Consider the following 23,860-nt stretch of genomic DNA (forward strand, 5'->3'; position numbering starts at 1 on the left):
ATGTGTTAAGCACGCCGCCAGCGTTCGTCCTGAGCCAGGATCAAACTCTCTATAAAATGGTATTAAATCGGACCGTAGTCCGCTCTAATCATTTCACAGAGCTATTCGTCATAGCTTCATGTCTTTTTATAGTTACCTTTTTAGGAGAATTGACTACTCCCTACTTCAGCAACTTCTCGTTCGCTTTTCTGGTGATTTCTCACCATCCAAGCTTACGTCTGGTGCTTTCTTTTCGTTACGTTGTTTAATTTACAAGGTACACGCCTCTCCCGGCGGAACATTGCTATTATAGCAAACCTCATCCCGATTGTCAAGAACTTTTTTCAAAAGTTCTTGACGCTCAATCTGTTCGCCGCTCACAGCAACTTTTTTATGTTATCACATCCAGAACGCATTGTCAACTGTTTCTTCTTCCTTTTTCAGAAGTTTTTTCAGCTCACTTACGCCCTGCCGGACAGCTTTGTTAGAATACCAAACCCCCTCCCTTTTGTCAATACCTTTTTTCGAAAAAGTCAAAAAAAGTCGACCGTGCTTTTTTCACATGGTCGACTCTTCAAATTATCCAACCTTGACTTCGTCAAACACTTTCTCGATTTCCGCATCGGGCTTTGCTGTTGCCAAGCTCACGATTACGATGGCAATGGAAGCCATAATAAAAGCGGGCAGCAGCTCGTAGATTGCCCATGCGCCGCCCATCGGTGCAATCAAATACTTCCAAATAAACACCATCGCACCGCCGGAAACCATGCCCGCCAAAGCTCCCCATTTATTGGAGCGCTTCCAAAACAGAGCAAACAACACCGTGGGGCCAAAGGCCGCACCGAAGCCCGCCCATGCAAAAGATACTACGCGGAACACAGAACTGTTCGGATCCCATGCCAGGAAGACGCCAATAATCGCAATGATAATAACAGTAGAACGTGCGACCAGCATCTCTGTTTTTGCACTCAGCTTTACGCCGAAAAAGCCCCTCATCAGATCTTGAGACACACTGGACGCCGCAGCCAGGAGCTGGGAATCCGCAGTGGACATAGTGGCTGCCAGGATGCCGGCCAGGATAATGCCAGCTATCAGGGCCAGAAACACGCCATGCTGGCTCATGAGATCCGCCATTTTGATGATAATGGTTTCGGAATCAGCACTGGTTGTCAGGAAGGGAACCTTGCCTGCCACAGAAACGCTGTATCCAATGATGCCGATAAAAACCGCAATTGCCATAGAAATAACCACCCAAATGGATGCGATGCGGCGGGAGGTGCTCAATTTTTTCTCATCTTCGATTGCCATAAACCGCAGGAGGATATGCGGCATGCCGAAGTAACCCAAGCCCCATGCCAGCGTAGATACAATGCTGAGTCCCCCAAAGGAGCCAGCCGTACCAGAACCTGCATTGTAGCCTTTCGTCATATTCAGGTACCCCGGCAGCGCCTGCGCATTTGTAATTACCGCGTCCAAGCCGCCCGCCTGCTGAATTCCAAATACCACAATTGCCAGAAGGGCAACCGTCATAAAAATGCTCTGAAGCAGGTCTGTGGTAGATACTGCCATAAAGCCGCCAAGCACGGTGTACCCGATAATGACAACCGCTCCAATCATCATGGCGATATGGTAGTTCACACCAAACAGGCTGTTGAAAAGCGTTCCCACCGCCTTAAAGCCCGATGCCGTATACGGAATGAAGAAAATCAAAATGGCCAGAGCCGCAATAAGGGACAGCACATGGCGCTCATCCCGATAACGCCTGGAGAAGAAGTCCGGAATTGTAATTGCACCCACAGCCGCAGAATAACGACGAATGCGCTTCGCCACAATCAGCCAATTCAAATAAGTTCCGACCGCCAGCCCGATTGCTGTCCAGCCCACCTCTGCAACGCCGCAGAGATAAGCCAGTCCCGGCAGACCCATCAGCAGGTAGCTGCTCATATCAGAGGCCTCAGCACTCATAGCCGTGACCACAGGCCCAAGTTTGCGGCCACCCAAGTAGAATTCATGGGAGTTGTCGCCGCTGCCCTTCTTACTGAAGTACACCCCCACCAGGACCATTGCAATCAAATAGGCCGCAATAGTCACTACAATTAAAATCTGTGCGCTTGTCATGATATTCTCTCTCCTTTAATTATCAATGCAGGACATCATAGCATATTTTTAACCAGAACAAAATGCAGAACGCGGTATAGAATTCATTCTATACCGCGTTTTCAGATATGGCAAATTGTCCTTTAGAGTTTTGATTTTTCCACTGTACATCTCCCTATACGTTTTCCATTCTTTTTTCTTCTGCCCGATAACTCTCCAGGAACATCGGCGTCATTCTGTCTGTATAAGCCACCAGTGAGTAGTCTCCACCGCAAAGGCACCAGTCATATAAAAGAGCTCTCTCCCACAGTGCATATGCCTTTACAATTTCGTTTACTGTCAAATCGGACCTCAGCTGGCCTTGCTTCTGCCCCTCCGTTACCGTCTGCCGCAGCAGTTTAAAGTACAGCCTGCTGCGATCCAAAAGGTGCTTTTCCCCACGGGCCAGCAATTGGGTGGACAGCAGACGGGTCAACAGCTCCAGCGAAACCCGCTCATCAATCATGGCGAACAGTTCGTGGTTCAGGTATGTCAACTTCTCGATGGCATTTCGATTGGTCTCCATAGTCTCCATCAATTCCTGATATTTTTCATCAAATACATTGGCCAGTGTCCCCAGAAGTGCGTCCTTCCCATCAAAATAATGATAAAAAGAACCTTTAGAGGTCTCGGATTCAAAGACAATATCCTCTATCGTTGTATCCTCGTATCCCTGCTCATAAAACAGTTTCCAGGCCGCTGAAATAATACGTCCCTTTGTGTTTCTGGTATTTTTCTTCGGCATTTTTCAACACCTCATTTTTTTGCTTTCAGCATACCATACTCCACCGCTTTATGCAAATCCAACGGCCGCAGGCACCAGGGCCGCAGTTTTTGCATGTTTTTTGACACATTCTCTATTGTGCTTTGCAGCTTCGTACTGTTATAATACCTTTATCGCGAAGGGGGGCTTACGCTTGAAATTCTGGAAAATGAACGGCGCCGGAAATGACTTTGTGGTGCTGAATAATTTGGAAGAGCATCTTCCGGCAGAGGTTTTTCCTCAAATTGCCAAGACCCTGTGTGAGCGGCACATGTCCATTGGGGCTGACGGGCTGATGGTAATAGACACCCCCACCGAGGGCGGCGATTACAAAATGCGTTTTTATAATTCAGATGGCAGCATTGGCGAAATGTGCGGAAATGGTGCTAGGTGTATCTGCCGATACGGCTATGAAAATAGCTTGGCCGGTGAGATGCAGACCGTGGAAACCACCGCCGGCATTGTGACAGGACGGCGGATTGACAGTCGGTTGTACCGCATTCGTCTCAACGATCCATCTATTGTGAAGCTGGACGCCCCCGTGGAGGTGGATGGTATCCGTTATCCATGCGCCTATGTGGAGCTTGGAAATCCCGGAATCCCTCACGCAGTGGTCCCTTACGCCAATCTGCGGCAGGCTGATGAGAACGATCTGCGGGAGCTTGGCCGCGCTATTCGCTGGTATCATGACTTTCCAAAGGGCGCCAATGTGAACTTTTTTGAAGTTACCGGAGAAGACACCGTTTTTGAGCGTACGTTTGAACGTGGGGTCGAGGATTTCACCTATGCCTGCGGCACAGGCACCGGAGCTGTGGTAACCGTCCTGACGCTCCAGGGCAAGGTCTCCGGCCAGGGTGTTCGGGTCAATATGACAGGCGGGCAGCTGGTCATCGACGCGGAGCGGGAGAATTCCCGCATCGCCAGCCTGTATCTCACAGGCCCAACCAACATCGTTTGCAAGGGCGAAGTCACGGACGAAGAGCTCCGCCTGGCAAAATAATTTCCCCGTGTGTGAATTGAGAATAGGAGGAGTTTCATTTATGGAAAAAAAATCTGTTGCCAAAAACTATGCGTTTCTGGCCATCATGCTGGGTTCCATGGTTCTTGGCGCCGTTGTGGGCTGGATTTTTCCCGTCGTACTGGATGCTGACGGCAACACCATCTCTGCCGGCGCCACTGTTCTGAAGCCTTTGGGCACCGTGTTCATCAACATGATGTTCTGCATCGTGGTGCCAATGGTATTCGCATCCATTTCCGGTGCCGTTGCTAACATGCAGAGCCGTAAGCGCGCCGGAAAAATTATGGGCACTACAATTGCCACCTTTGTAATCACCGGTGCCATCGCCGCTGTCATCATGTATGTGCTGATGCAGGTATTCCCCCCTGTCTTGGCCCCGTGGAGCAATATTCCCGCCGAGGAGATGGGGGAATACGCCTCTTTGTCCGATATGATTGTGAACTTCTTCACTGCCAGTGACTTCGTGGGGCTGTTGACCCGCCGGGCCATGCTGCCCCTGATTGTATTCTCCCTATTGTTTGGGTTTGCCGTGAACCTGAACGGCGGCAAGGATACGCTGGTCGGCAAATTTCTGGATGACCTGACCAATGTGATGATGAAATTTGTCCAAATCATTACCTATTACGCCCCCATCGCCTTCTTTGGCTTCTTTGCCGACTTAGTGGCCACCTACGGCCCCCAGATTACCGAAAGCTATGGCCGGGCTCTGGCCGTCTATTACCCGCTGTGCTTTATCTATATTTTCACCGCCTTCCCCCTGTTTGCCTGGTTTGGCGGTGGAAAGGGCGCTGTGAAGGTTATGTTCCAGCACATCACCAAGCCCGCCGTGGTATCTCTTGGCACCTGTTCCTCCGTTGCCACCATTCCCACCAATATGGAGGAAGCTGCCGCTACCGGTATTTCCAAGGATGTCTCCGATATGGTGCTGCCCTTGGGCGCAACAATGCATATGGATGGTTCCTGCTTCAGCTGTGTCCTGAAAATTGCCTTTGTATTCGGCGTGTTCGGCAAAGAATTTGGCGGCATTGGAATGCTGTTTTCCGTGGTTCTGGTAGCTGTTCTCTCCTCCGTTGGTATGAGTGGTGTACCCGGCGGCGGTTATATCGGCGAATACATCATCTGCTCCATCTTCTTCCCAGAACAGATGGAACTGGCCTTCCCCATCCTGGTAACCATCGGCAACCTGGTGGATCCCCCCGCCACGATGATCAACTCCGCCGGCGACTATGTGGTCAGCTATATTGTCTCCCGCTTTGTTGACGGAAAGGATTGGCTGCAGAAGGCTCTGGCAAGTCAGAAGGCCGCCTGAATTTTATCCTTTTCCCGTTCCTGTTTAAAAAGGTTCCCTGCTCTCGAGAGCAGGGAACCTTTTTCTTCTATGGCCTTCGCTTTTTCATCTGTTCTTTCACTGCCTGTCCGAAAGGGGTAGCCGCCAGGCCTCCCTGTGCCGTCTCCCGGAATTCCACCGGCAAACGGTGTCCTACATCTCCCATGCAGTCAATCACCTGATCCACCGGAATCCGGCTCTCCACTCCAGCCAATGCCATATCCGCACAGCTGACAGCGTTGACCGCACCGACAACATTTCGCTTCACGCAGGGAACCTCCACAAGACCGGCCACCGGGTCACAAATCAACCCCAGCAAGTTCTTCAGGGCCATTGCCGCCGCATGGCCTATCTGGGCGGGAGTGCCTCCCCTCAAAGCCGTCAATGCACCCGCCGCCATGGCGGACGCTGTGCCGATTTCCGCTTGGCACCCGCCGGAAGCGCCGGCAATACAGGCTCGGTAGCCAATCACTGCCCCAATCCCGGCAGAGACATACAAGGCTTCGATCACCGCGGTCTCGTCTGCCCGTCCCGCTTTAAATAAAGGAACCAGTACTGCCGGCAGCACACCGCAGGCACCGGCAGTTGGCGCAGCCACAATCTTGCGCATGCAGGCGTTAGACTCTCCCACGCACAGCGCCGTGGCAATGACGTCCCGGAGATAGGATCCGCACAGGGTATCGCCCCTGTCGGCATAGTCCCGCATTTTTTGCCCGTCGCCTCCCACAAGACCGCTGACAGAGCGGCGGCCGCTTTCATATGCATCCACGGACTCCAGCATCGCTCTCCAAGTAACCCGCATTTTTTCCAAAGAGACCTCCGATGACACTTGCCTCTCCTCCATGTCGGTTTCCAGAACAACCTTCCAGAATGGAATGCCTCTTTGTGCAATCTTGTCAAAAATCTCCTGCATCGAGTCCAGGGCCATGTCACTTCGCCTCCTTTTCGTAATAGGTAAGTCCTTCCACACCCGGCAGTTCACCAATGAGCTGGCGAACCACCGGCGGAACTTTTTGATCCGTCTCAATCACCATCAGGGCATCACCGCCCCGGCGATCTCTGCACAAACTCATGTTGGCAATGTTTACCTTGGCGTTGGATAGCTCCCTGGCTACATCCGCCAACTCCCCGGCAATGTCCCGGTGCTGGATGACCAGTGTATGGAACATTCCCGTAAAGCTGACTTCCACACCATTCAGCTGATCCACCCGAATTCTTCCTCCGCCGGTGGACGCAGCCTGCAGGTGCAGCCGTTTTCCCGTTTCATTTTCCACTTCCAGCACCGCTGTGTTTGGATGAGCCTCCCGCAGCTGAATGGTGTGAAAGCGGAACTTCAGTCCCTGCTCCGCAGCAAGTTCAAAGCTGTGGGGAATATTCAAATCGTCCGGCTGAAGACCCAGTAGCCCTGCAACCAGCGCGCGGTCGGTACCGTGTCCCTGCCCGGTCTCCGCAAAAGAGCCATGGAGCCCGATATCCGCCTTGACTACATTTCCTCCCAGCAGCGTACGGGCCATTCGGCCGATGCGCACCGCACCCGCCGTATGAGAACTGGACGGCCCAACCATCACCGGTCCAAGAATATCGAAAATGTCCAGCATATAAGTCCCCTTTTCCGATTATTTCTGAAATCTTTCTCAGCGTATCATACCCATTTCCCTTTCGCAAGGTGTTTGGCGAAAAAGTTGACCTTTTCAGGTTTCTCATTTATACTGTATGCAGAAAGGAGCGGATCGTCATGTCTACTCTGATGCTGCGAAATTTAAACACATTGATCACCTGTGACAGAGAGGACCGGATTCTGGAACATGTCGATTTATACTGTGAGGACGGCTTTATCCGGGCCATTGGCCCTCACCTGCCCCAGTTGGCCGACCGAATCATTGACGGAACCCATCTTTGGTGTTATCCAGGTCTTATCAATACGCATCACCACCTGTATCAGGTCTTCTCCCGGAATTTACCCCAGGTACAAAATATGGAGCTGTTCGACTGGCTCACGACCCTGTATGAAATCTGGAAGGGGCTGGATGAGCGGGTCATCCGGCTCTCTACGCTGGTCGGCGGCGGGGAATTGCTCAAGCACGGCTGCACCACTTGCTTTGACCATCATTATGTTTTTCCCCGGAATACCGCAGATCTAATCGGCGTCCAGTTTGCTGCCGCTGAAGAGTTGGGACTGCGCATGTTTGCTTCCAGAGGCAGCATGGACCTCTCCAAAAAGGACGGCGGCCTGCCGCCGGACAGCGTTGTGCAGACGGTAGACGAAATCATGGCGGATTCCATCCGCCTGATTGAGGCGTACCACGATCCCAAACCGGGTTCCATGCGCCAGGTGGCCCTGGCTCCCTGCTCCCCCTTCTCCGTTTCGGCAGATCTTCTGCGCCAGAGCGCTCTGCTCGCTCGTCAATACCACGTTCGGCTTCACACCCATCTGTGTGAGACAAAGGATGAAGAACGCTATATGCTGGAGCATCACGGTGTCCGCCCTCTGGAATTTATGGCGTCTCTTGATTGGACTGGTCCGGATGTGTGGTATGCCCATGGCATTCATTTTAATGACGAAGAGCTTTGCGAGCTGGCCCGCACCGGCACCGGCGTGGCCCATTGTCCCATCAGCAATATGAAGCTTGCCTCCGGCGTAGCCCGGGTTCCGGAAATGCTGGCACTGGGTGTTCCCGTGGGGCTGGCTGTAGATGGTTCCGCTTCCAATGATGGCTCTTCCTTAATGGAGGAACTGCGGGTGTGCTATTTGCTCCATCGCCTGCATGCCAGTCAGGCAGCACCCTCCGGCTACCAGGTGCTGAAAATGGCCACCAGAGGCAGTGCCCGGCTGTTGGGACGGGATGATATCGGCCAATTGGCAGTCGGCAAATGCGCAGACCTTTTCTTAGTGGACAGCCGCCGGCTGGAGCTGGTGGGCGGCGAGTACAGTCCCGCTGATGTGCTGGCAACCGTCGGCCTCAGAGGGGCGGTGGACTATACCGTGGTAAACGGCAGCGTTGTTGTGGAGGAAGGTCATCTTTCCACCATTGATGAGGCACGCGTGGCGGAACAGGCCCGGAACACCTGTCGGACATATCTGGCGAAGGCATAAGAAAAAATGCACTTCCGCGGTATAGAGCAGGTAGGTGCTCTGCCGGTTTTGCTCTTCACGGAGGGTTCTTCTTCTCTCTTCTGAATTCTCCCAGCTTTTCTTTCCGCGTTCAGGCACATGTCAGGTAGTAATCTTTCAAAAAACGCCTCTGGAGAGCAGTTACTCTCCAGAGGCGTCCCTCATTCACAAAGTTTCAGCAGATATTCCGGCGGCAGATCCGGCCAGTCAAATAGGTGCATATAGCATAAGCGGCCTGAAACCGCACATTTCACAGCTGTTCTTTCCATCGTTCCAAAGTCGGCAGCAAGCTGTGCATATATGCCCGGCAGGCCTCCGGATCCGTGTTCCCCAAAGGCATCATCGGAATGCAATGCTCAATCATTTCCTCCATGGAACACGCCTGTGTAAACGTACCATCACTCCAGCACCACTTGCAGTATTTTTCACAAATGGTTCCATCCGCCTCCCGGGCCATCAGCTCATCGCTCAACGGCATCCCGCAGCTCTGGCACACCAATTCTCTTGGGTTCCCGAGAAGCGTGTTGATAGACACGCCGAAAAACTTGGAGAGCGCCTGCAGGGACTCTACATTTGGCATAGTTTCCCCACACTCCCAGCGGGATACTGCCTGCCGGGTAATGTGGAACCGCTCTGCCAGGTCGTTCTGAGAAAGGCCCGCCTTTTTGCGTAAGCCTGAGAAAACTTCCTTAAACTCCATTTGATCACCCCTTGCCCACAAGCCTACCACGATCCCGAAACACCGTCAAGCAACCATCTGTTGCTCTTAATGTCTTTCCCGGTGCCGCTCCATGATATGTTCAAACAACTCGCCGTTGGAAGGCGGTGTATACGTAATGGCATTTGCCCCGGCCTGAATCGTGCGAAGGATGCTCTCCTCCGTGGGGCCTCCGGTAGCAATGATGGGTACCTCCGGAAAATCCCGGCGAATCTCCGCTACAATGTCGGGTGTTGCTGCAGCCCCCGATACATTTAAAAAGTCCACACCTGCTTCCAGCCGTGCCCGAATATCCGTATGGGCGGATACCACCGTCACAACAACCGGAATGTCAACGTCCTCTTTGATTTGGCGGACAACCTCGTTCGGTACCGGCGCATTCAGCACCACGCCATAGGCGCCCTGATGCTCCGCCTGAACTGCCAGGCGAACCGATCGCTGCCCTGTTGTGATGCCGCCGCCGACTCCCACAAAAACCGGTACGTCACTGACATTGATGATTGCCTGGGAAATCACGGGCTGCGGAGTAAACGGATAAACAGCGATGATGGCATCAGCATTGATGTTTTTAATGATAGCCACATCGGTAGAGAACGCAAGGGATTTGATCCGCCGGCCAAAGATACGGATACCGCTGCAGTCACTGATGCAGGGCGGCAGCATCAGGGAGTGGCTGCGGAGTGTTCCGGTATAGGAAGGAACGTATTTTGCCATGGCAGCCTCCTTTTCATAAATGGATGTTCCGTTCATTTTTCACATCATACCACACGCCTTTTGTACAAACAAGTGAAATCCCTCTTTGCTTTGGAAACGCAGCGATGTATACTGAAAAAAAGGAGAGATGGGCGATGAAACGTTTTGACATTATTGTTGGTGACATTACCAAGTCTGACGCAGAAGCCATTGTCAATGCCGCCAATCCTACACTGCTGGGCGGCAGCGGTGTAGATGGTGCAATCCACCTGGCAGCCGGACCGGAATTATTGGCAGAATGCCGTGCCCTCCACGGATGCGCGCGCGGACAGGCCAAATTGACGCGCGGTTACCGTCTGCGGGCCAAGTATGTTCTCCATACGCCGGGTCCCATTTGGCAGGGCGGAACACACAATGAGGCCTCTGTTCTGGCTTCCTGCTATTGTTCCTGTCTGCTTTTAGCCGCCGCCCACAGCATTCGGACTCTGGATTTTCCCTCCATTTCCACCGGTGTATACGGATACCCTCTGCCTCAAGCCGCTACTGTGGCATTGAAAGCGGTGATGGATTTCCTGGCAGATCATAATTTACCCGAGCAGGTCCGCATGGTCTGTCACACAGAACAAACGGCCCAGATATACCGTCAGACCTGGAATCTCTGGTATGCCGGCGACAAAGCCCATCGGTTGTGATATATAAAAGTTCCCCATACCAAAAGGTATGAGGAACTTTTCAAATTTCCATATGGATGCTGCCTTTTTGCAGTTTTGCCTGATAAAGCGATGCATCAGCCCGATCTAAAAGGCTGACCGGGCGCTCTCCTCTCTCATACTCAGCCACTCCAACACTGATGGACACCGGGCGGTACCTCTGGTGTACATCCAGAGCAGTGAACTGCTTTTGCAGTTCAGCGCAAATTCTGTGTACAGACTTCGGTTCATGTCCGCAGAAGAGAATGCAGAATTCATCTCCGCCGAAGCGAAACGCTTGGACACCCTCCACTTCCAGTTTTAGCATCACTGCCCCCAGGGCCTGGAGATATTGATCGCCGACGCTGTGGCCAAATGTATCGTTTACTCTCTTAAAATCATCCAAATCCAGCATTGCAAGAAAAATCCGAACTCCCGGTTCGATGGATTCCACCTCCGCAAACGCCTGCCGCAGCGCCTGACGATTCCCCACCCGGGTCAACTGGTCAGTGACAGATTCCTCTTGATATTTTTGGCGCTCTATCTCCAAACGAATGCCCACACCATTCTTCTCCTGCTCTACTGCAATCAAAGAATGGCAAAGGACATAGAACAGCAGCAAAAAAGCCGTAGACATCAGAAAGTCTGTCGCAGTATCGGTATTTGCAAATACCGGGCTACGATCCGGATCCCAGAACAAGAAGAGATCGGATAGCACCTTTCCTCCTATGCAGGCTGCACTGGTAATAGCTGTAAGGTTCTGGTCCCCATAGATAACCGTCAGTACCATCGGAACAGTAAATACGATAAACAGCATTCCAAAAATAGAATGAATCGTATAAATAACAAACGCCATCCCTGCCAACAGGCAGGAAATCGTGTACATTTTTTGGCGGTCAGTCAACCGTCCGCTCTTCATTGCCATCGTGGCCGTCAACGCAGCCAATACATTGCAGAAAAAGGGAGCCAGCACGTATTTCAGCAAATACACCTGTACACAGGCCGATACAACATTCAGTTTCTGGAGGATTACTGCCATCAGTATTTCTGCCGCCGTTGTAACGACCACCAGCCACAGCAGAATCTGATACTGACGCTGCAGCCATTTCCGGTCGATCCGCCGGTATTCGTTTTGAATTGCCTCAATCTGATGAAGACTCCTCTTGTTCATCCGTTGTTGCCCCTCGTCCGTTCTCTGCTGGATGGCAAATTTTTCCGCACCAGCCATTTGAAATATAGTTTAACATAACTTCAGCAAAATGTCTCCTGTGTTTTTCCTATTTTTTACTTAGTTATCCTGTGCATCAATTTGTTCCTTTCGTTCATTTAAATAGATCCATCGCTCTGTTTTCTCTTCGAGCTGTCTTTCCAGTTCCGTCTGCTGTGCTTGGAGATCCTGCAATTTCACATAGTCACTGCCACAGAAATTCTGTGCCTCCTGGCACTCTGCAATCCGGGATTCCAAGGTGGCCAGCTCCGCGTCTATGGTTTCAAATTCCAGCTGTTCCTTATAAGAAAACTTCAGTTTTCGTGTTCTGGATCGCTCTGTGGTTTCCCTGTCCTTTTCCGGAACAGCCGCCTTCCCCTCTGTTCTGCGCTTTGCCATCCAGTCTGTCCAATTGCCGGTATAGCGCAGAATCTCGCCGTCTCCGCGAACTTCGAAAACGGATTCCGCCAGTTTATCCAGGAAAAAGCGGTCATGGGACACTGCCAGAACCGGGCCGGGAAATCCCCGCAGATAATCTTCCAGAATGGAAAGTGTGGTCACATCCAGATCGTTGGTGGGTTCATCCAGAAGCAGAACATTGGGTGCCGCCATCAGAACAGACAGGAGGTAAAGCCTGCGCCGTTCTCCACCGGACAGCCTCCCGATGGGTACCGACTGCAAATCACCGGGAAATAAAAAACGCTCCATCATTTGGTTGGCGGAAAAAATTCCCTCATCGGTTTTTACTTCATCTGCGATATCGTGGATGAAGTCGTATACCCGTTGGTTTAAATCCAGCTCCCGCCCCTCTTGGGAGAAGTGTCCGATTTGAACAGTGCTGCCAATGTCCACCGTACCGCCGTCCGGTGCCAGTTCTCCCGCAATCAGGTGCAGAAGCGTGGATTTTCCCGCCCCGTTTCGGCCCACAATTCCAATTCGATCATTTCGCAGCAAATGATAGGAAAAATGGCTCACAATGGTCCGCCCATCAAACTGCTTGGTCACATCGTCCAGTTCAATAATCTTCTTCCCCAAACGACTCGCCGCTGCCGCCATCTGGACCGCATCATCCGTCTCCGGTGCGTTTTGGTCCATCAGTATCTCATACCGTTGGATGCGCTCCTTGCTTTTGGTGGTGCGGGCCTTACAGCCCCGCATCATCCACTCCCGCTCCACCCGCAGAATCGACTGCCGTTTGCGTTCGCTGGCCTCTGCCATTTCCTGACGCTGTTCCTTCAGCTCCAGATACTTGGAATAGTTGGCCTCGTAATGATACAGCTTGCCGCGGGAGAGTTCTGTGATATGGTTGACCACGCGTTCCAGAAAATACCGGTCGTGGGTTACCATGATGAGTCCGCCCTTAAACCGGCGGAGCCAATCCTCCAGCCAGTCCACCATCTCGCTGTCCAAATGGTTGGTGGGCTCATCCAGTACCAGCACATCCGCCGGATGAATGAGGGCCGCCGCCAGGGCCACCCGCTTTCTCTGGCCGCCTGACAACGTTCCTATCTTTTGGGAAAAGTCAGAAATTCCCAGCTTGTTCAGCATGGACTTCGCCTCATATTCATTCAGCGTCCGAAATTCCTCCGGAAAGTGAAGAAACACCTGCTCCAGTACGGTGGCACCGTCGTCCATGGCCGGATTCTGGGCTAGAAAGCTCACCTGAACATTGGGATTGCGGGCAATTGTGCCGGCATCCGCCTCTGTCTGTCCCGCCAGCACCTTCAATAGCGTGGACTTCCCTGTGCCGTTGATGCCGATGATACCGACCTTGTCTCCCTCATTTAAATAAAAGCTCACATCACCCAGCAGCTGACGGCTGCCGAAGTTGATGGAAAGATGTTCTGCAGATAACAGCATAAAATGCCCCCTTGGTTCTGGTTCCTTCATATAATCGTGATTGATTGTACCACACCACTTGTTTCTTGGCTATGCAAAATTGTATTTTTATGCTATCCTGAAGCAGAATGATTGGAGGGGTATCCATGGAAACCATCTGTAAAACCATCCTGCCGGAGGAAGCAGGTTCCACTGTCCGCCATATTTTGAAGGCTGAACTTCACTTCTCCTCCCACGCCATCTCCCGCTTGACCCGGGCGGAGACAGGGATTTTGGTGAACGGCCGGCGGGCCCGCACAACGCAAGTGCTCCGAGCAGGCGATAACCTGGTGGTGGAAACTGGCGATCATGCCCCACCCAAGGTAGAAATTGCTCCCGGGAACTGGCCGCTGCCCATCATCTGGGAGGACGGCCATCTTTTGGTTGTAAACAAGCCCGCCGGCATGACAGCCCATGCCTCCAATTTTCTGCCGGATACGCCCACAGTGGCTGGCGCTCTGGCCTGGCAGCGCGGGCCAAATTTTATTTTCCACCCTGTGAACCGCCTGGACAAAGGAACCACCGGGCTGATGGTCATTGCGAAGAGCGGCTACGTCCACGATCGCCTGCGCTATGCCCTCCACACTACCCAATTTTACCGGGAGTATCGGGCCATCTGCATAGGCTGTCCGTCTCCTCCGTCCGGCGTCATCGACGCTCCTATTGGCCGTAATACGGCTTCCACCGTTGCCCGCATGATCCGTCCAGATGGTTCTCCGGCAGTCACACATTATGAGGTCTTATCGCAGGAAAATGGCCTGTCTCTTCTGCGTCTGCTGCCGGAAACCGGCCGCACCCACCAACTGCGTGTGCACATGGCCTCTTTGGGATGTCCTTTGGCTGGTGACTGGCTGTACGGGATAGAGGATCCGGCGCTGATTTCCCGTCCTGCTCTGCACTCCTACGCTCTGCGCATGGCGCACCCTGTCACAGGAGAATTGCTGTCCTTCACTGCGCCGGTTCCGGTGGACATGCTCCGGCTGTTCCAGCCGCAACTTCATATTTAAACGCAGGAAGAGGGCCGCAGCAAAGCCGCCCTCTTCCTGTTTCATTTGGAGCGCTTCAGCACTTCTAAGATAAACCGCCACACCCGCTGTACGGAGGCAATGTGCATCCGCTCCCGGGGGGTATGAATCTCCGTTAAATCCGGCCCAATGGACACACAGTCCAAACCGGGAATCTTTCCGCAAAACAGTCCGCACTCCACACCGGCATGAATACTTTCGATTCTGGGAGAGCGGCCATATTGTTCTTGGAAAACCTTTGTCATCCGCTCCCGGAGCGGAGAGTCCTCCCGGTACTCCCATGCGGGATACTCTCCGGAAATCGCCGCAGATCCGCCGAGTTGCTCCATCAGGCAGGCCAAACGCTCCTGCAGCATCTTCTTTTGACTGGCCACCGAACTGCGCACGCAGAAGGACGCCCGCACAAACGTGGGCTCTGTCTCCAAAATTCCCAGGTTGAGCGAAGTCTGCACAAGACCCGGAAGCTCATAACTCATCGCCTGCACGCCGTTCGGCAGGCAATTCAGCATGCATATCGTCCGTCGGGTACTGTTTGCATCCATGGGGGTTCCCTGTGTCCCGCATTTCCCGCACCGGATGGTCAGTTCCGGATCTGTAGCCCGGTATTCTCTTTGCAGGATTTCTCCCATCTCCGACACTGCAGCTCTGGCCGTTTTTTCATCGGCCGCCACAATGGTTGCCTGCGCAGAAACCGGAATGGCATTGTCCTTCAGCCCGCCTGCCGCTGATATCAGGCGCAGCTCTGTGTGCTGCGCCATTGCCCACAGTATACGCCCCAGCAGCATGTCGGCGTTTCCCTGCCCCTTGTGAATTTCTGTTCCGGAGTGCCCGCCGGTAAGGCCTTCCACCGTCACTGTCAGCGCCATTCCGTCAAACGCCTCCCGTTCCACCGGAAGCACGCATGCAGCCATGCAGCCACCGGCGCAGCTGACCGTGAAAATTCCCTCTTCTTCAGAGTCCAGATTCAGCATTTGCCGTCCCTGCAGCAAATCGGCATCCAGCGCAGCGGCACCGTCCATACCGACCTCCTCCTCTGTGGTAAAAACCACCTCCAGGCGGGGGTGCGGCAGACTTTCGTCATCCAGTAGGGCCAGCCCCATGGCAACAGCAACCCCGTCATCGCCGCCCAGTGTCGTGTTCTTTGCATAGATGGTGTCGCCGTCCACCATCAGATCCAATCCCTCCCGGGCCATGTCCTTTGTACAGTCCGCCGCTTTTTCACATACCATGTCCAGATGTCCCTGCAAAATGATGGGATCCGCTTCCTCATAACCGGGAGCAGCCTCTTTGATGATGATGACATTATTGGCCTGATCCTGATAAACCTCCAGCCCCCGTTCCCTTGCAAATGCAACACACCAATCGCTGGCGGCCTTTGTGTTTCCGGAACCATGCGGAATGGCGGAAAGCTCCTCAAAAAAATGAAATACAGCCTGTGGCTCCAATTCTTCCAATACCGACATATGCACTCGCTCCTTTTTCATGATGTCTCCAGTATACTGCATCTGCGTTTTCTCATGCAATCAGATGCGCAATAACCTCTCTCCGATGACAGCACGCTTTGAACTTTAAAAACCCGGCATGCTGTGCATGCCGGGTTTTTACACTGCTACTCTGCTTCTCCACTCTGCTGGGCAGCCTGGCCATTGCAGTCCGCACCCGCAGTTTTTGGTGCCGTTTCGGCTGCATACCCACCCAGTCCAAAATCCCTTTCCACACTGGCCGTATCCCTGTGAAGCATGGTTTCCATCACCCGGATATCGCTGTCCACATCCATAGCGTCCGCCTTGTACAATTCATCCAATTGATGTTCAAATCCACGGATAATGGAGTCCATGGTGGCCTCAATACGGCTCTTCGCCTGCCGCAGATTCTCCCCCTCCACGCCGGCAGCCTCAAACTCCGCGTAAGAGTCCAGCAGCTTTTGTGTGGTTGGCAAATAATAATTCAGAAACGTATCGATGTGCCCAGCCTTTCTGGCATCCTCTTCCACTGCGCGAAAAATCCGTGCCGCGATCTCTTCCAGCCGATCGATCTTGACGGAAAGGACCGGATCTGCAATCCTGTCATTGGCCCGGCGAATATTCCGTAGAATACCGGAATATCCCTCCTCCGCTTCCTTAGGTGCCTGCGGAGCGGCTTTGGTCTCCGCCTGTCTCTGCTGGAAGGCCTCGTCTGCCCGGCCGCTGCGAAACAAATACCCCAGCTCCACATTCAGATACGCCGCGCTGCCGAAGTAGCCCCTGTCAATCATCTTCTGCAGATCCCGTTCCACCCGTTTTTCAGGATACCCCAAAGTTCTGACCAACTGGCCGATATCCATCGCCTCCCGGTCTCCAACTACCGCCAGGTATTTGGCATACCGTTTCGTGCTGCGTTCCATGGAAATTCCTTTTGCAAGCATTCCTCCGCCGGCGATGGCCACAGCCAGCGCCTGCAGGAGTTCCCGGACATACCACGAATCCACTTTGCCCAGCCAGATCATCATATCAACCGGTTCATAACAGGCCGCCAGCCCCAGGACCGCCAACACAGCGCCAATGATTTTCAGCCACTTCACAGTGGACTTTTTTGCTGTTGGTGTTTTGGTCACTTTTTTGGCTGCTTTTTTTGCCTTGCTCTGACGGACCGGCTGGACATCGGCAGCTGTCTGGCGGGGACTCCTGTTTTCAAGCGGGGGCGGCGCTGCCTGCTTTTGCTTTCCATCACTGGCAAACAATTTTGTAAACAGCAGGATCAGAGCAATCGGCCAGGCTCCAATGGCAAAGAGGACCACAATCAATGCCCAGGAAAACCAGTCACCGTCCTTTTTATGCCCTGTGGCCACGGATCATTCCCCCTTTTTCTTCAGCTTTTGTTTGTTCCCCTGTTCGTCCATGATATAAGTGCGGTCCAGCTGTCCCTTGAGATTTCCCAGCACAGCATCCACATATTCCCGCCGCAGGGCGGCCTGTTCTGCTTTTTCAGCCGCCGTCAGCCCCTCAGCCGTTTTGGCTTTTCGGGCCAGTTCATTGATGCGGTTAATTTTTGTTTGATCCATGGCTCTCTCCTCTTTCCAGCGTCCCGGATTCAAAGGCCTGGGTATGCTTGTGCAGCATACCCGGCCATTTGTTCAAGGCCGTCCTTCAGCATCCGTTTTTGTCTAAATATACCGTTTTACCACAATGGAAATGCGCCCCTTCCGGGTAACTCCTCCCACTTCAGTTAATTCAAACTTCCCAAGTCCTCTGGCAGAGACAACAGTCTCCGCCTCCACCAGCTTGTCCGGCTTTGTGCACTCCCGCCAGTTCACCTGCACCTTACCGCTCTCAATCAGGGCCACGGCTTTCCCCCGTGCCATTTTAAAGCCCGTGGATACCACCGCATCCAGCCGCAGGGAGGACACCGTGTCCCGAATCATCTCACAGGCCGCCTCCGGAACCTGCAGTTCCACCGGTTCAATGGCAGCAACCTGCAGCTTTGCCCGGCCCGCACTGTCCCAGTTCTGCAGTAAAAACTCTGCCACCGTGTCCAAAACCGCCAAGTCACAGTGTTCCTTGCCCACCAGAATGTCACCAACCTTCTCCCGGACAATTCCCATTCCCATAAGGCTGCCCAAAAAATCCCGGTGGGTCAAGTGAAATTCGGGTCGAAATGATGCCCGCAGCAGCCGGATGGGACTCTGGGTCTGTGCATCTGCCGCCTCCATCCATTCGGGTAAAAACAGCAAAATATTTCGCTCCGCTCCGCCATAGCCGCCCAAAACAGTATAGGACGTTTCTCCGATACCTGCCAAGCGCAGCAGATCCACAGCCAGCATCTGCTGCTGCGGGCTCAGGAAATCCGTATAGGTGGGAATGCTGCGGTTTCTTGTTTGCTCCGCTCGATCCAAAACCTTTGCCAGCAGCAGGCGATCCTCGCGATCACCGCTTACCCGATCCAAAAGCTTACTCTTATCCATGCTGCAACTCCTGCGTCCGAACCAGTTCTGCATAGGGGCCGTTCTTCGCCATCAGTTCCGTATGGATTCCAAGTTCCACAATATGTCCTCCGTGAATGACCGCAATCCGGTCCGCATTGCGGACTGTGGAGAGGCGGTGGGCAATGATCATCGTCGTACGCCCCCGAGAGAGTTTTTCAAACGTTGCCTGCAGTTTCGCCTCTGTCACACTGTCAAGGGCAGATGTTGCCTCATCCAGGATCAAAACCGGGGGATTTTTCAGGAAAATGCGGGCAATGGAAATCCGCTGCTTTTGTCCGCCGGAGAGCAGGGCTCCCCGCTCTCCCACATAGGTATCAAAGCCCTCCGGCATAGCCATGATGTCATCATAGATTTCCGCCATCCTGGCGGCACGGACCACCTCTTCCTCCGATGCGCCAGGCTTCCCGTAACGGATATTTTCCAAAATGCTGGCGGCAAACAGGAACACTTCCTGCTGCACCACGCCCACATTCTGCCGCAAGGATTCCTGCGTAACCTGCCGTACGTCTTGTCCATCAAGGCACACGGCGCCCTCCGTCACATCATAAAAGCGCGGAATCAGTTGACATAATGTTGTTTTCCCCCCGCCAGAAGGCCCGACTACAGCAATTGTCTCCCCAGGTTGAATATGGAGGTTCACATCCTGCAGCACCGGGGTATCATCCTCATAGGAAAAGCTGACATGATTTACATCAATGCGCCCCTCCACCCGTTGAAGCGCTTTGGCATCCGGCGCGTCCCGCATCGCAGGCTCCTCGCGCATCAATTCCACAAAACGGTGCAGCCCCGCGGTACCGTTGGCAAATAACTCCGCAAAGGTAGAGAGCTTCCGCACAGGGTTTATGAATGTGGTAATATATAGACTAAAGGTAATGAGATCCACCGTGTTCAGCTGTCCCCGCATAATAAGCCAACCTCCGGCAGCGATGACTGCCGCCGACAGAATCGTCAGAAAAAACTCCATGGCGGCATTGAAGCGCCCCATAGCTTTATGAAATTGGCGTTTGGAGGTTTTAAAGCTGTCATTGGAGACATCGAACTTCTCCAGCTCTGCCTCCTCGTTAGCAAAAGCCTTGGCTGTCCGAATGCCAGAAAGGCCAGACTCAATATCGGCGTTGATAGTGGCTGTCCGCTGCTTGACCCGGGCGGATGCCTCGCTCATAGAGCGGCGGCATCGCCAGATGACAATGAAAAAAACCGGCAGGATTGCCGCAATCACCAGTGCCAGCCGCCATTGAATGCTGAACATCATACACAGGGAGCCCACAATGGTGACACCGGAAATGAAAATATCCTCCGGTCCATGGTGAGCCAGTTCTGTGATATCAAAGAGATCAGCCGTGAGCCTGCTCATCAGTTGGCCTGTCCGGTTTCGATCGTAGTAATCAAAGCTCAGCTCCTGCATGTGGCGGAACAGATCCCGGCGGATATCCGCCTCCACCAGTATGCCAAAGGTATGCCCCCAATAGCAGATTACAAACTGCAGGGCGGCCCGCAGGGCAAATGCGGCAACCACGACTGTCATAACGGCGAAAAAGGTCCGGTAAGCATTCTCCGGCAGCAGCTGATACATACACCATCGGGAGACAAACGGAAATGCCAAGTCAATCAGCGCAATCAGCAGTGCACAGAACATGTCCAACAGAAACAGCTTTCGGTGGGGTAGGAAATAAGAAATAAAAATTTGAAAATCAGATTTTTCCTGAAATTGGTGGGTCGTCATGACGCTCTCCTTGTAAGTTTACATATTCATACGAGTATAAATGATATCATAATTTTTGCCGCTATGCAATGAAATATCCCCGAATGCCTGCGCATTCGGGGATATTCAGCGTATATGTTCACCGTTTCACATAAACAATGCAACTTTTCGAGGCTCCATCCCAGGAAACCGTGATGGTTGTCTTTCCAGGGGCGATGCCGGTAACCGTGCCATCGCTGGAGACAGCGGCCACACCAGAGTCCGCGCTGGTCCAGGAGAGCGCCGTGGTAATACCGCTGAGCTTCAGCTGAAACTTCTCTCCCACCGCCAGGGTCATATCTTCCCGGTTCAGTTTATGCTCGCCGCCGGAACCGCTTGTCTCAGTGCCAGCCGCCATCGTCCGGCCATCGGCTCCAGCCTTCACCAACACTGTGCAAACACCCTTCCCGGTGCCATCCTGGACAGTGAGTGTGGCTCGCCCCACGGAAATGGCCGTCACCTTTCCATCGTCACTTACAGAAGCCACACCTTCGTCACTGCTGCTCCACACATAGTTCCCATTGCCGCCGGAGGCTGTCAGGGGAATGGGATCATCCCCCACTGCCATGGTAAACTCTGTTCTGGGGCTTCCCAGGTAATTCATGGTCAGCGTCTCCGGCAGGGAGGTGAGATCCACATTCTGAGTGTCATCCGGCTGGTTCGTCTCCCCAGAATTGTCCGGTACTTCCACATCACCGTCGCTGGGCATCGTTCCATCATTGCTGTCATCGCTGCCGGAACCGTCGTCCGTATTGTTATTGTCAGAGGGCGTCACATCTTCCGTTTGTAGTGTATTTCTACTCTGTCCCAAGCCCAGCTTTTCCGCAATCTGATCGCCAAACAGCAGATATACCAACAGACATCCCATTAAAAGAATGAGTACAACCAGCATGGGACTCAGCAGATTCGGCCCGGCTGCCGCCCGCTTCCCGCCGCGGCCGCCCCGGCGGATCTGATCTCCTTGACGCAGCGCAGCCTCTTCTTCACAGAATGGACAGTTTTTATATGTATCTGAATACTTCTCCCCACAAACGGGACAGCGCTTCATAGACATATGGCCCCTCCTCACGGATATACAGCGTTCTATACTTTACATAATATCGGCTTTTCACAAGTCCGTCAAGCCCGCATACGCGAATTTTTGGGAAATTCACACTTTCCAAGTGCTTTTGCTTGCATTTCGCAACATGCTTTTTTATAATAAAGACGAATATTGCGGCGCTTTTGTTTCAAAAACGCGAAATTGGGGAGATTTTGCAGCATGAATACAATTTTCATCGGCATTGCCGGAGGTACCGGATCTGGAAAAACCACCCTGACCCGCCACCTCAAGAATCATTTTGGAAACGATGTGACGGTCATCGGACATGACAGCTATTACAAGCGTCAGGTTGGTAAGACGTATGAAGAGCGATCCCACGTAAACTACGACCATCCCAATGCCTTTGACACGGATCTTTTGATTCAGCATTTGTGCGCCCTGAGGGAGGGCCGCTCCATCCAGTGTCCGGTGTATTCCTTCGTTGATCATAACCGCACAGATGAAACTGTGGAAGTTTTCCCCACAAAGGTTATTATTGTAGAGGGGATTCTCATCTTTCAAAATCCCACTCTGCGCGATCTGTTTGACATTAAGATTTTTGTAGAAACCGATGCGGACGAACGGATTCTGCGCCGTGCCCTGCGGGATGTAGAGGAACGGGGACGAACTCTCCAGTCTGTGGTAGCCCAGTACCTCACTACTGTAAAGCCCATGCATGAGCGGTATGTGGAGCCCTCTCGGAAGTACGCCGACATCGTGGTGTTGGAGGGCGGCCACAATCTGGTGGCGCTGGACATGATGATACAGCGCATCCAGCATCACATCGATGAAAATTAGCGCTTGCGATATCCGTTCATTACATTTAATATAGAAAAAAGGGGTGTGCCTGTGAATTTTTCACAGACACACCCTCTCTTTATAATTCGCATTGTATAACCGGGTTTCCATGGGCCCGGATCATCTCTATCAAATCATTTGCCGCCAAAAATACGGTAGCGGTATTCTCCAGTGGATGCACCCCAACAGTTTCTCCGATAAGGGAAGTCTCGAATACCACGGTGACGCTTTGGCTTTCATCATTCAGCACCGCCAGCGGTGTCACATGTCCCGGCTTCAGGTGCAGCATTCCCTCCAACTCCTCTGGCTTTGCAAAGCTCAGCGGACGGCTGGAAAGACGCTGCCGCAGTGTTTTTAGGTCCAGCTGCTTCCAGCCCGGCAGGGATACCAGGTAATAATTACGTCTTTTGTCGTCCCGGAGAAACAAGTTTTTTAAAACCCTGTCCGGCCCCGGCAGATTCAGTGCATCCATCTCTTCCATCGTATAAACCGCTGGATGCTCCACCACTTCATATGCAATTCTCTGTCTATCCAGCAGCGTATACAATTCCTGTTTTGTCAGCAAGGCAGTCTTCCTCACACGCCGCCGAAGTGAAATGCAATTCCCACCACGGCAGAAATACCGATGAATAAAATGGGATGCAGATTCTTCGTAGGCTTTACCCAGTTGGTAAACACCAGCAAAATCGCCGCCAGCAACAGTCCCTGCCAATTAAAAATTCCCGCTCCATTCAGAGAAAACCGATTCAGCAGGCCTCCGGCCTCCGGCTTCAAAACGGTCACATAAGTCAGCACTTCCAAAATCACCGTTACACAAGCAGCCCCAATCAGCCCTGTGGAGGCGGGACGCAGACCGTAAAAAGCGCGGTCCACATACTTGTTGTCCCGGAACTTTTTCAGCATCACCGCAATGATCAAAATCACGATGATGGAAGGTGTTACTTCGCCGAGGGTGGCAATGATGGCCCCGGGAACCCCTGCTACCGTAAATCCCACATAGGTGGCCATATTGATGCCGATGGGGCCGGGTGTCGACTCCGATACCGCCAGCATATTCATCAGATCCGTATAGGTGTACCAGCCGGTGGATTCTCCAATATCCTTCAAAAAGGGCAATGTCGCCATGCCGCCGCCTACAGCAAAAAGGCCGGTTTTAAAAAACTCATAAAACAGGCGCAGGAAAATCGTCATGTTTCCCTCACCTCCAGATTCTTCAACAGGACTCCCAGCAGGGCTGCGGAAATGACAAACCACACCGGTGAGATATTCAAAAACACGCCTCCGGCCAAAACCAGGAGGAAGATGGCGGCTGTGCGCTTATCCACCACAGATTTTTTCAGCAGCTTCATTACCGCGTTAAAGATCAGTACGCAAACGCACACCTGAATTCCGGCAAAGGCATTCTGCACCCAGACAAGATGGGAAAAATTTGTAATCAGCCCTGCCAGAATGGAAATAATGACCAGAGACGGAAATACCAAGCCCAGTGTGGCCACAATGCCGCCAAGCACACCCTTTTGTTTTTGTCCAATAAAAGTTGATGTGTTCACCGAAATGATGCCCGGTGTGCACTGGCCGATGGCGTAGTAGTCCACCAGTTCCTCTTCTGTGGCCCAATGCTTGTGATCTACGACCTCCCGCTGGAGGATTGGCAGCATCGCCATACCGCCGCCAAACATCATCACTCCCATTTTGGCAAAGGTCCAAAACAACTCCCACAATTCTTTCAAACGG

23 protein-coding genes are annotated in these 23,860 nt (G+C 52.8%); 6 read left to right on the forward strand and 17 right to left on the reverse strand.

Annotated elements, in window-relative coordinates; translation table 11 throughout:
* Positions 1-558: 558 nt before the first annotated feature.
* Both BMZ81_RS00995 and BMZ81_RS01000 read right to left on the reverse strand, forming a co-directional pair.
* Complete coding sequence (locus BMZ81_RS00995; protein WP_091127742.1) at positions 559-2,097, reverse strand: sodium/proline symporter; 1,539 nt, start codon at positions 2,095-2,097, stop codon at positions 559-561.
* Positions 2,098-2,251: 154 nt separating this feature from the next.
* Positions 2,252-2,860 carry a TetR/AcrR family transcriptional regulator gene (locus BMZ81_RS01000; protein WP_091127743.1) on the reverse strand — a complete coding sequence of 203 codons (609 nt, stop codon included), beginning with the start codon at positions 2,858-2,860 and terminating at the stop codon, positions 2,252-2,254.
* Between the two features lie 172 nt (positions 2,861-3,032).
* Between BMZ81_RS01000 and dapF the strand changes: the two genes are divergently transcribed.
* Both dapF and BMZ81_RS01010 read left to right on the forward strand, forming a co-directional pair.
* The gene (gene dapF / locus BMZ81_RS01005) at positions 3,033-3,878 is read left to right on the forward strand and encodes a diaminopimelate epimerase (protein WP_091127744.1); all 846 of its coding nucleotides are present in this window, start codon (positions 3,033-3,035) and stop codon (positions 3,876-3,878) included.
* A 40-nt stretch (positions 3,879-3,918) separates the two neighbouring features.
* Positions 3,919-5,205 carry a dicarboxylate/amino acid:cation symporter gene (locus BMZ81_RS01010; protein WP_091127745.1) on the forward strand — a complete coding sequence of 429 codons (1,287 nt, stop codon included), beginning with the start codon at positions 3,919-3,921 and terminating at the stop codon, positions 5,203-5,205.
* Positions 5,206-5,272: 67 nt separating this feature from the next.
* On the opposite strand, the gene sdaAA is transcribed toward BMZ81_RS01010, so the two are convergent.
* Together sdaAA and sdaAB are read right to left on the reverse strand one after the other, a co-directional pair.
* The gene (gene sdaAA / locus BMZ81_RS01015) at positions 5,273-6,151 is read right to left on the reverse strand and encodes an L-serine ammonia-lyase, iron-sulfur-dependent, subunit alpha (RefSeq protein WP_091127746.1); all 879 of its coding nucleotides are present in this window, start codon (positions 6,149-6,151) and stop codon (positions 5,273-5,275) included.
* A 1-nt stretch (position 6,152) separates the two neighbouring features.
* Complete coding sequence (sdaAB, locus tag BMZ81_RS01020) at positions 6,153-6,821, reverse strand: L-serine ammonia-lyase, iron-sulfur-dependent subunit beta (RefSeq protein WP_177187147.1); 669 nt, start codon at positions 6,819-6,821, stop codon at positions 6,153-6,155.
* A 137-nt stretch (positions 6,822-6,958) separates the two neighbouring features.
* Here sdaAB and BMZ81_RS01025 point away from each other — a divergent pair, with 137 nt between their 5' ends.
* On the forward strand, positions 6,959-8,317 hold the full coding sequence (locus BMZ81_RS01025; protein ID WP_091127747.1) for an 8-oxoguanine deaminase: 1,359 nt from the start codon (positions 6,959-6,961) through the stop codon (positions 8,315-8,317).
* A 268-nt stretch (positions 8,318-8,585) separates the two neighbouring features.
* On the opposite strand, the gene BMZ81_RS01030 is transcribed toward BMZ81_RS01025, so the two are convergent.
* Positions 8,586-9,035 carry a zinc ribbon domain-containing protein gene (locus tag BMZ81_RS01030; RefSeq protein ID WP_091127748.1) on the reverse strand — a complete coding sequence of 150 codons (450 nt, stop codon included), beginning with the start codon at positions 9,033-9,035 and terminating at the stop codon, positions 8,586-8,588.
* Between the two features lie 66 nt (positions 9,036-9,101).
* Positions 9,102-9,767, reverse strand: coding sequence for a beta/alpha barrel domain-containing protein (locus BMZ81_RS01035; protein ID WP_091127983.1), 666 nt, complete (start codon positions 9,765-9,767; stop codon positions 9,102-9,104).
* Positions 9,768-9,901: 134 nt separating this feature from the next.
* Between BMZ81_RS01035 and BMZ81_RS01040 the strand changes: the two genes are divergently transcribed.
* Positions 9,902-10,438: a macro domain-containing protein gene (locus BMZ81_RS01040; protein WP_091127749.1), complete on the forward strand. Its 537-nt coding sequence runs from the start codon at positions 9,902-9,904 to the stop codon at positions 10,436-10,438.
* 40 nt (positions 10,439-10,478) lie between these two features.
* Here BMZ81_RS01040 and BMZ81_RS01045 read toward each other — a convergent pair whose 3' ends face one another.
* A complete protein-coding gene (locus BMZ81_RS01045; RefSeq protein ID WP_177187148.1) occupies positions 10,479-11,606 on the reverse strand; it encodes a GGDEF domain-containing protein in 1,128 nt (375 codons plus the stop codon).
* A gap of 117 nt (positions 11,607-11,723) precedes the next feature.
* A complete protein-coding gene (locus BMZ81_RS01050; RefSeq protein WP_091127751.1) occupies positions 11,724-13,502 on the reverse strand; it encodes an ABC-F family ATP-binding cassette domain-containing protein in 1,779 nt (592 codons plus the stop codon).
* Positions 13,503-13,627: 125 nt separating this feature from the next.
* Here BMZ81_RS01050 and BMZ81_RS01055 point away from each other — a divergent pair, with 125 nt between their 5' ends.
* Positions 13,628-14,527 (forward strand): RluA family pseudouridine synthase, encoded by a 900-nt coding sequence (locus BMZ81_RS01055; RefSeq protein ID WP_091127752.1) that lies wholly within the window; start codon positions 13,628-13,630, stop codon positions 14,525-14,527.
* Between the two features lie 41 nt (positions 14,528-14,568).
* Here BMZ81_RS01055 and BMZ81_RS01060 read toward each other — a convergent pair whose 3' ends face one another.
* From BMZ81_RS01060 to BMZ81_RS01085, 6 genes are all read right to left on the reverse strand, one after another.
* Positions 14,569-16,008, reverse strand: a complete 1,440-nt coding sequence (locus tag BMZ81_RS01060; RefSeq protein ID WP_091127984.1) for an aminoacyl-histidine dipeptidase — start codon at positions 16,006-16,008, stop codon at positions 14,569-14,571.
* Between the two features lie 146 nt (positions 16,009-16,154).
* Positions 16,155-17,372, reverse strand: a complete 1,218-nt coding sequence (locus tag BMZ81_RS01065) for a 5-bromo-4-chloroindolyl phosphate hydrolysis family protein (protein WP_091127753.1) — start codon at positions 17,370-17,372, stop codon at positions 16,155-16,157.
* Positions 17,373-17,375: 3 nt separating this feature from the next.
* Positions 17,376-17,585, reverse strand: coding sequence for a DUF896 domain-containing protein (locus tag BMZ81_RS01070; RefSeq protein ID WP_091127754.1), 210 nt, complete (start codon positions 17,583-17,585; stop codon positions 17,376-17,378).
* A gap of 102 nt (positions 17,586-17,687) precedes the next feature.
* Entirely contained in the window at positions 17,688-18,485 is a 798-nt protein-coding gene (locus tag BMZ81_RS01075) for a YlmH family RNA-binding protein (protein ID WP_091127755.1), read from the reverse strand.
* Positions 18,478-20,229, reverse strand: coding sequence for an ABC transporter ATP-binding protein (locus BMZ81_RS01080; RefSeq protein WP_091127756.1), 1,752 nt, complete (start codon positions 20,227-20,229; stop codon positions 18,478-18,480). The genes BMZ81_RS01075 and BMZ81_RS01080 overlap by 8 nt, the downstream gene beginning before the upstream one ends.
* Before the next feature lie 118 nt (positions 20,230-20,347).
* Entirely contained in the window at positions 20,348-21,301 is a 954-nt protein-coding gene (locus BMZ81_RS01085; protein WP_091127757.1) for an Ig-like domain-containing protein, read from the reverse strand.
* A 207-nt stretch (positions 21,302-21,508) separates the two neighbouring features.
* Between BMZ81_RS01085 and udk the strand changes: the two genes are divergently transcribed.
* Positions 21,509-22,126: a uridine kinase gene (gene udk, locus BMZ81_RS01090; RefSeq protein WP_091127758.1), complete on the forward strand. Its 618-nt coding sequence runs from the start codon at positions 21,509-21,511 to the stop codon at positions 22,124-22,126.
* A 79-nt stretch (positions 22,127-22,205) separates the two neighbouring features.
* Here udk and BMZ81_RS01095 read toward each other — a convergent pair whose 3' ends face one another.
* From BMZ81_RS01095 to BMZ81_RS01105, 3 genes are read right to left on the reverse strand one after another with little or no spacing between them, the layout of a single operon-like run.
* Positions 22,206-22,691 carry a prolyl-tRNA synthetase associated domain-containing protein gene (locus BMZ81_RS01095; RefSeq protein WP_091127759.1) on the reverse strand — a complete coding sequence of 162 codons (486 nt, stop codon included), beginning with the start codon at positions 22,689-22,691 and terminating at the stop codon, positions 22,206-22,208.
* 11 nt (positions 22,692-22,702) lie between these two features.
* Positions 22,703-23,317, reverse strand: a complete 615-nt coding sequence (locus BMZ81_RS01100; RefSeq protein WP_091127760.1) for a chromate transporter — start codon at positions 23,315-23,317, stop codon at positions 22,703-22,705.
* Positions 23,314-23,856, reverse strand: coding sequence for a chromate transporter (locus BMZ81_RS01105; RefSeq protein WP_091127761.1), 543 nt, complete (start codon positions 23,854-23,856; stop codon positions 23,314-23,316). The genes BMZ81_RS01100 and BMZ81_RS01105 overlap by 4 nt, the downstream gene beginning before the upstream one ends.
* Between the last annotated feature and the right edge of the window lie 4 nt (positions 23,857-23,860).

This window comes from Oscillibacter sp. PC13, assembly GCF_900115635.1.
In the GTDB taxonomy this organism is placed as follows: Bacteria; Bacillota; Clostridia; order Oscillospirales; family Oscillospiraceae; genus Oscillibacter.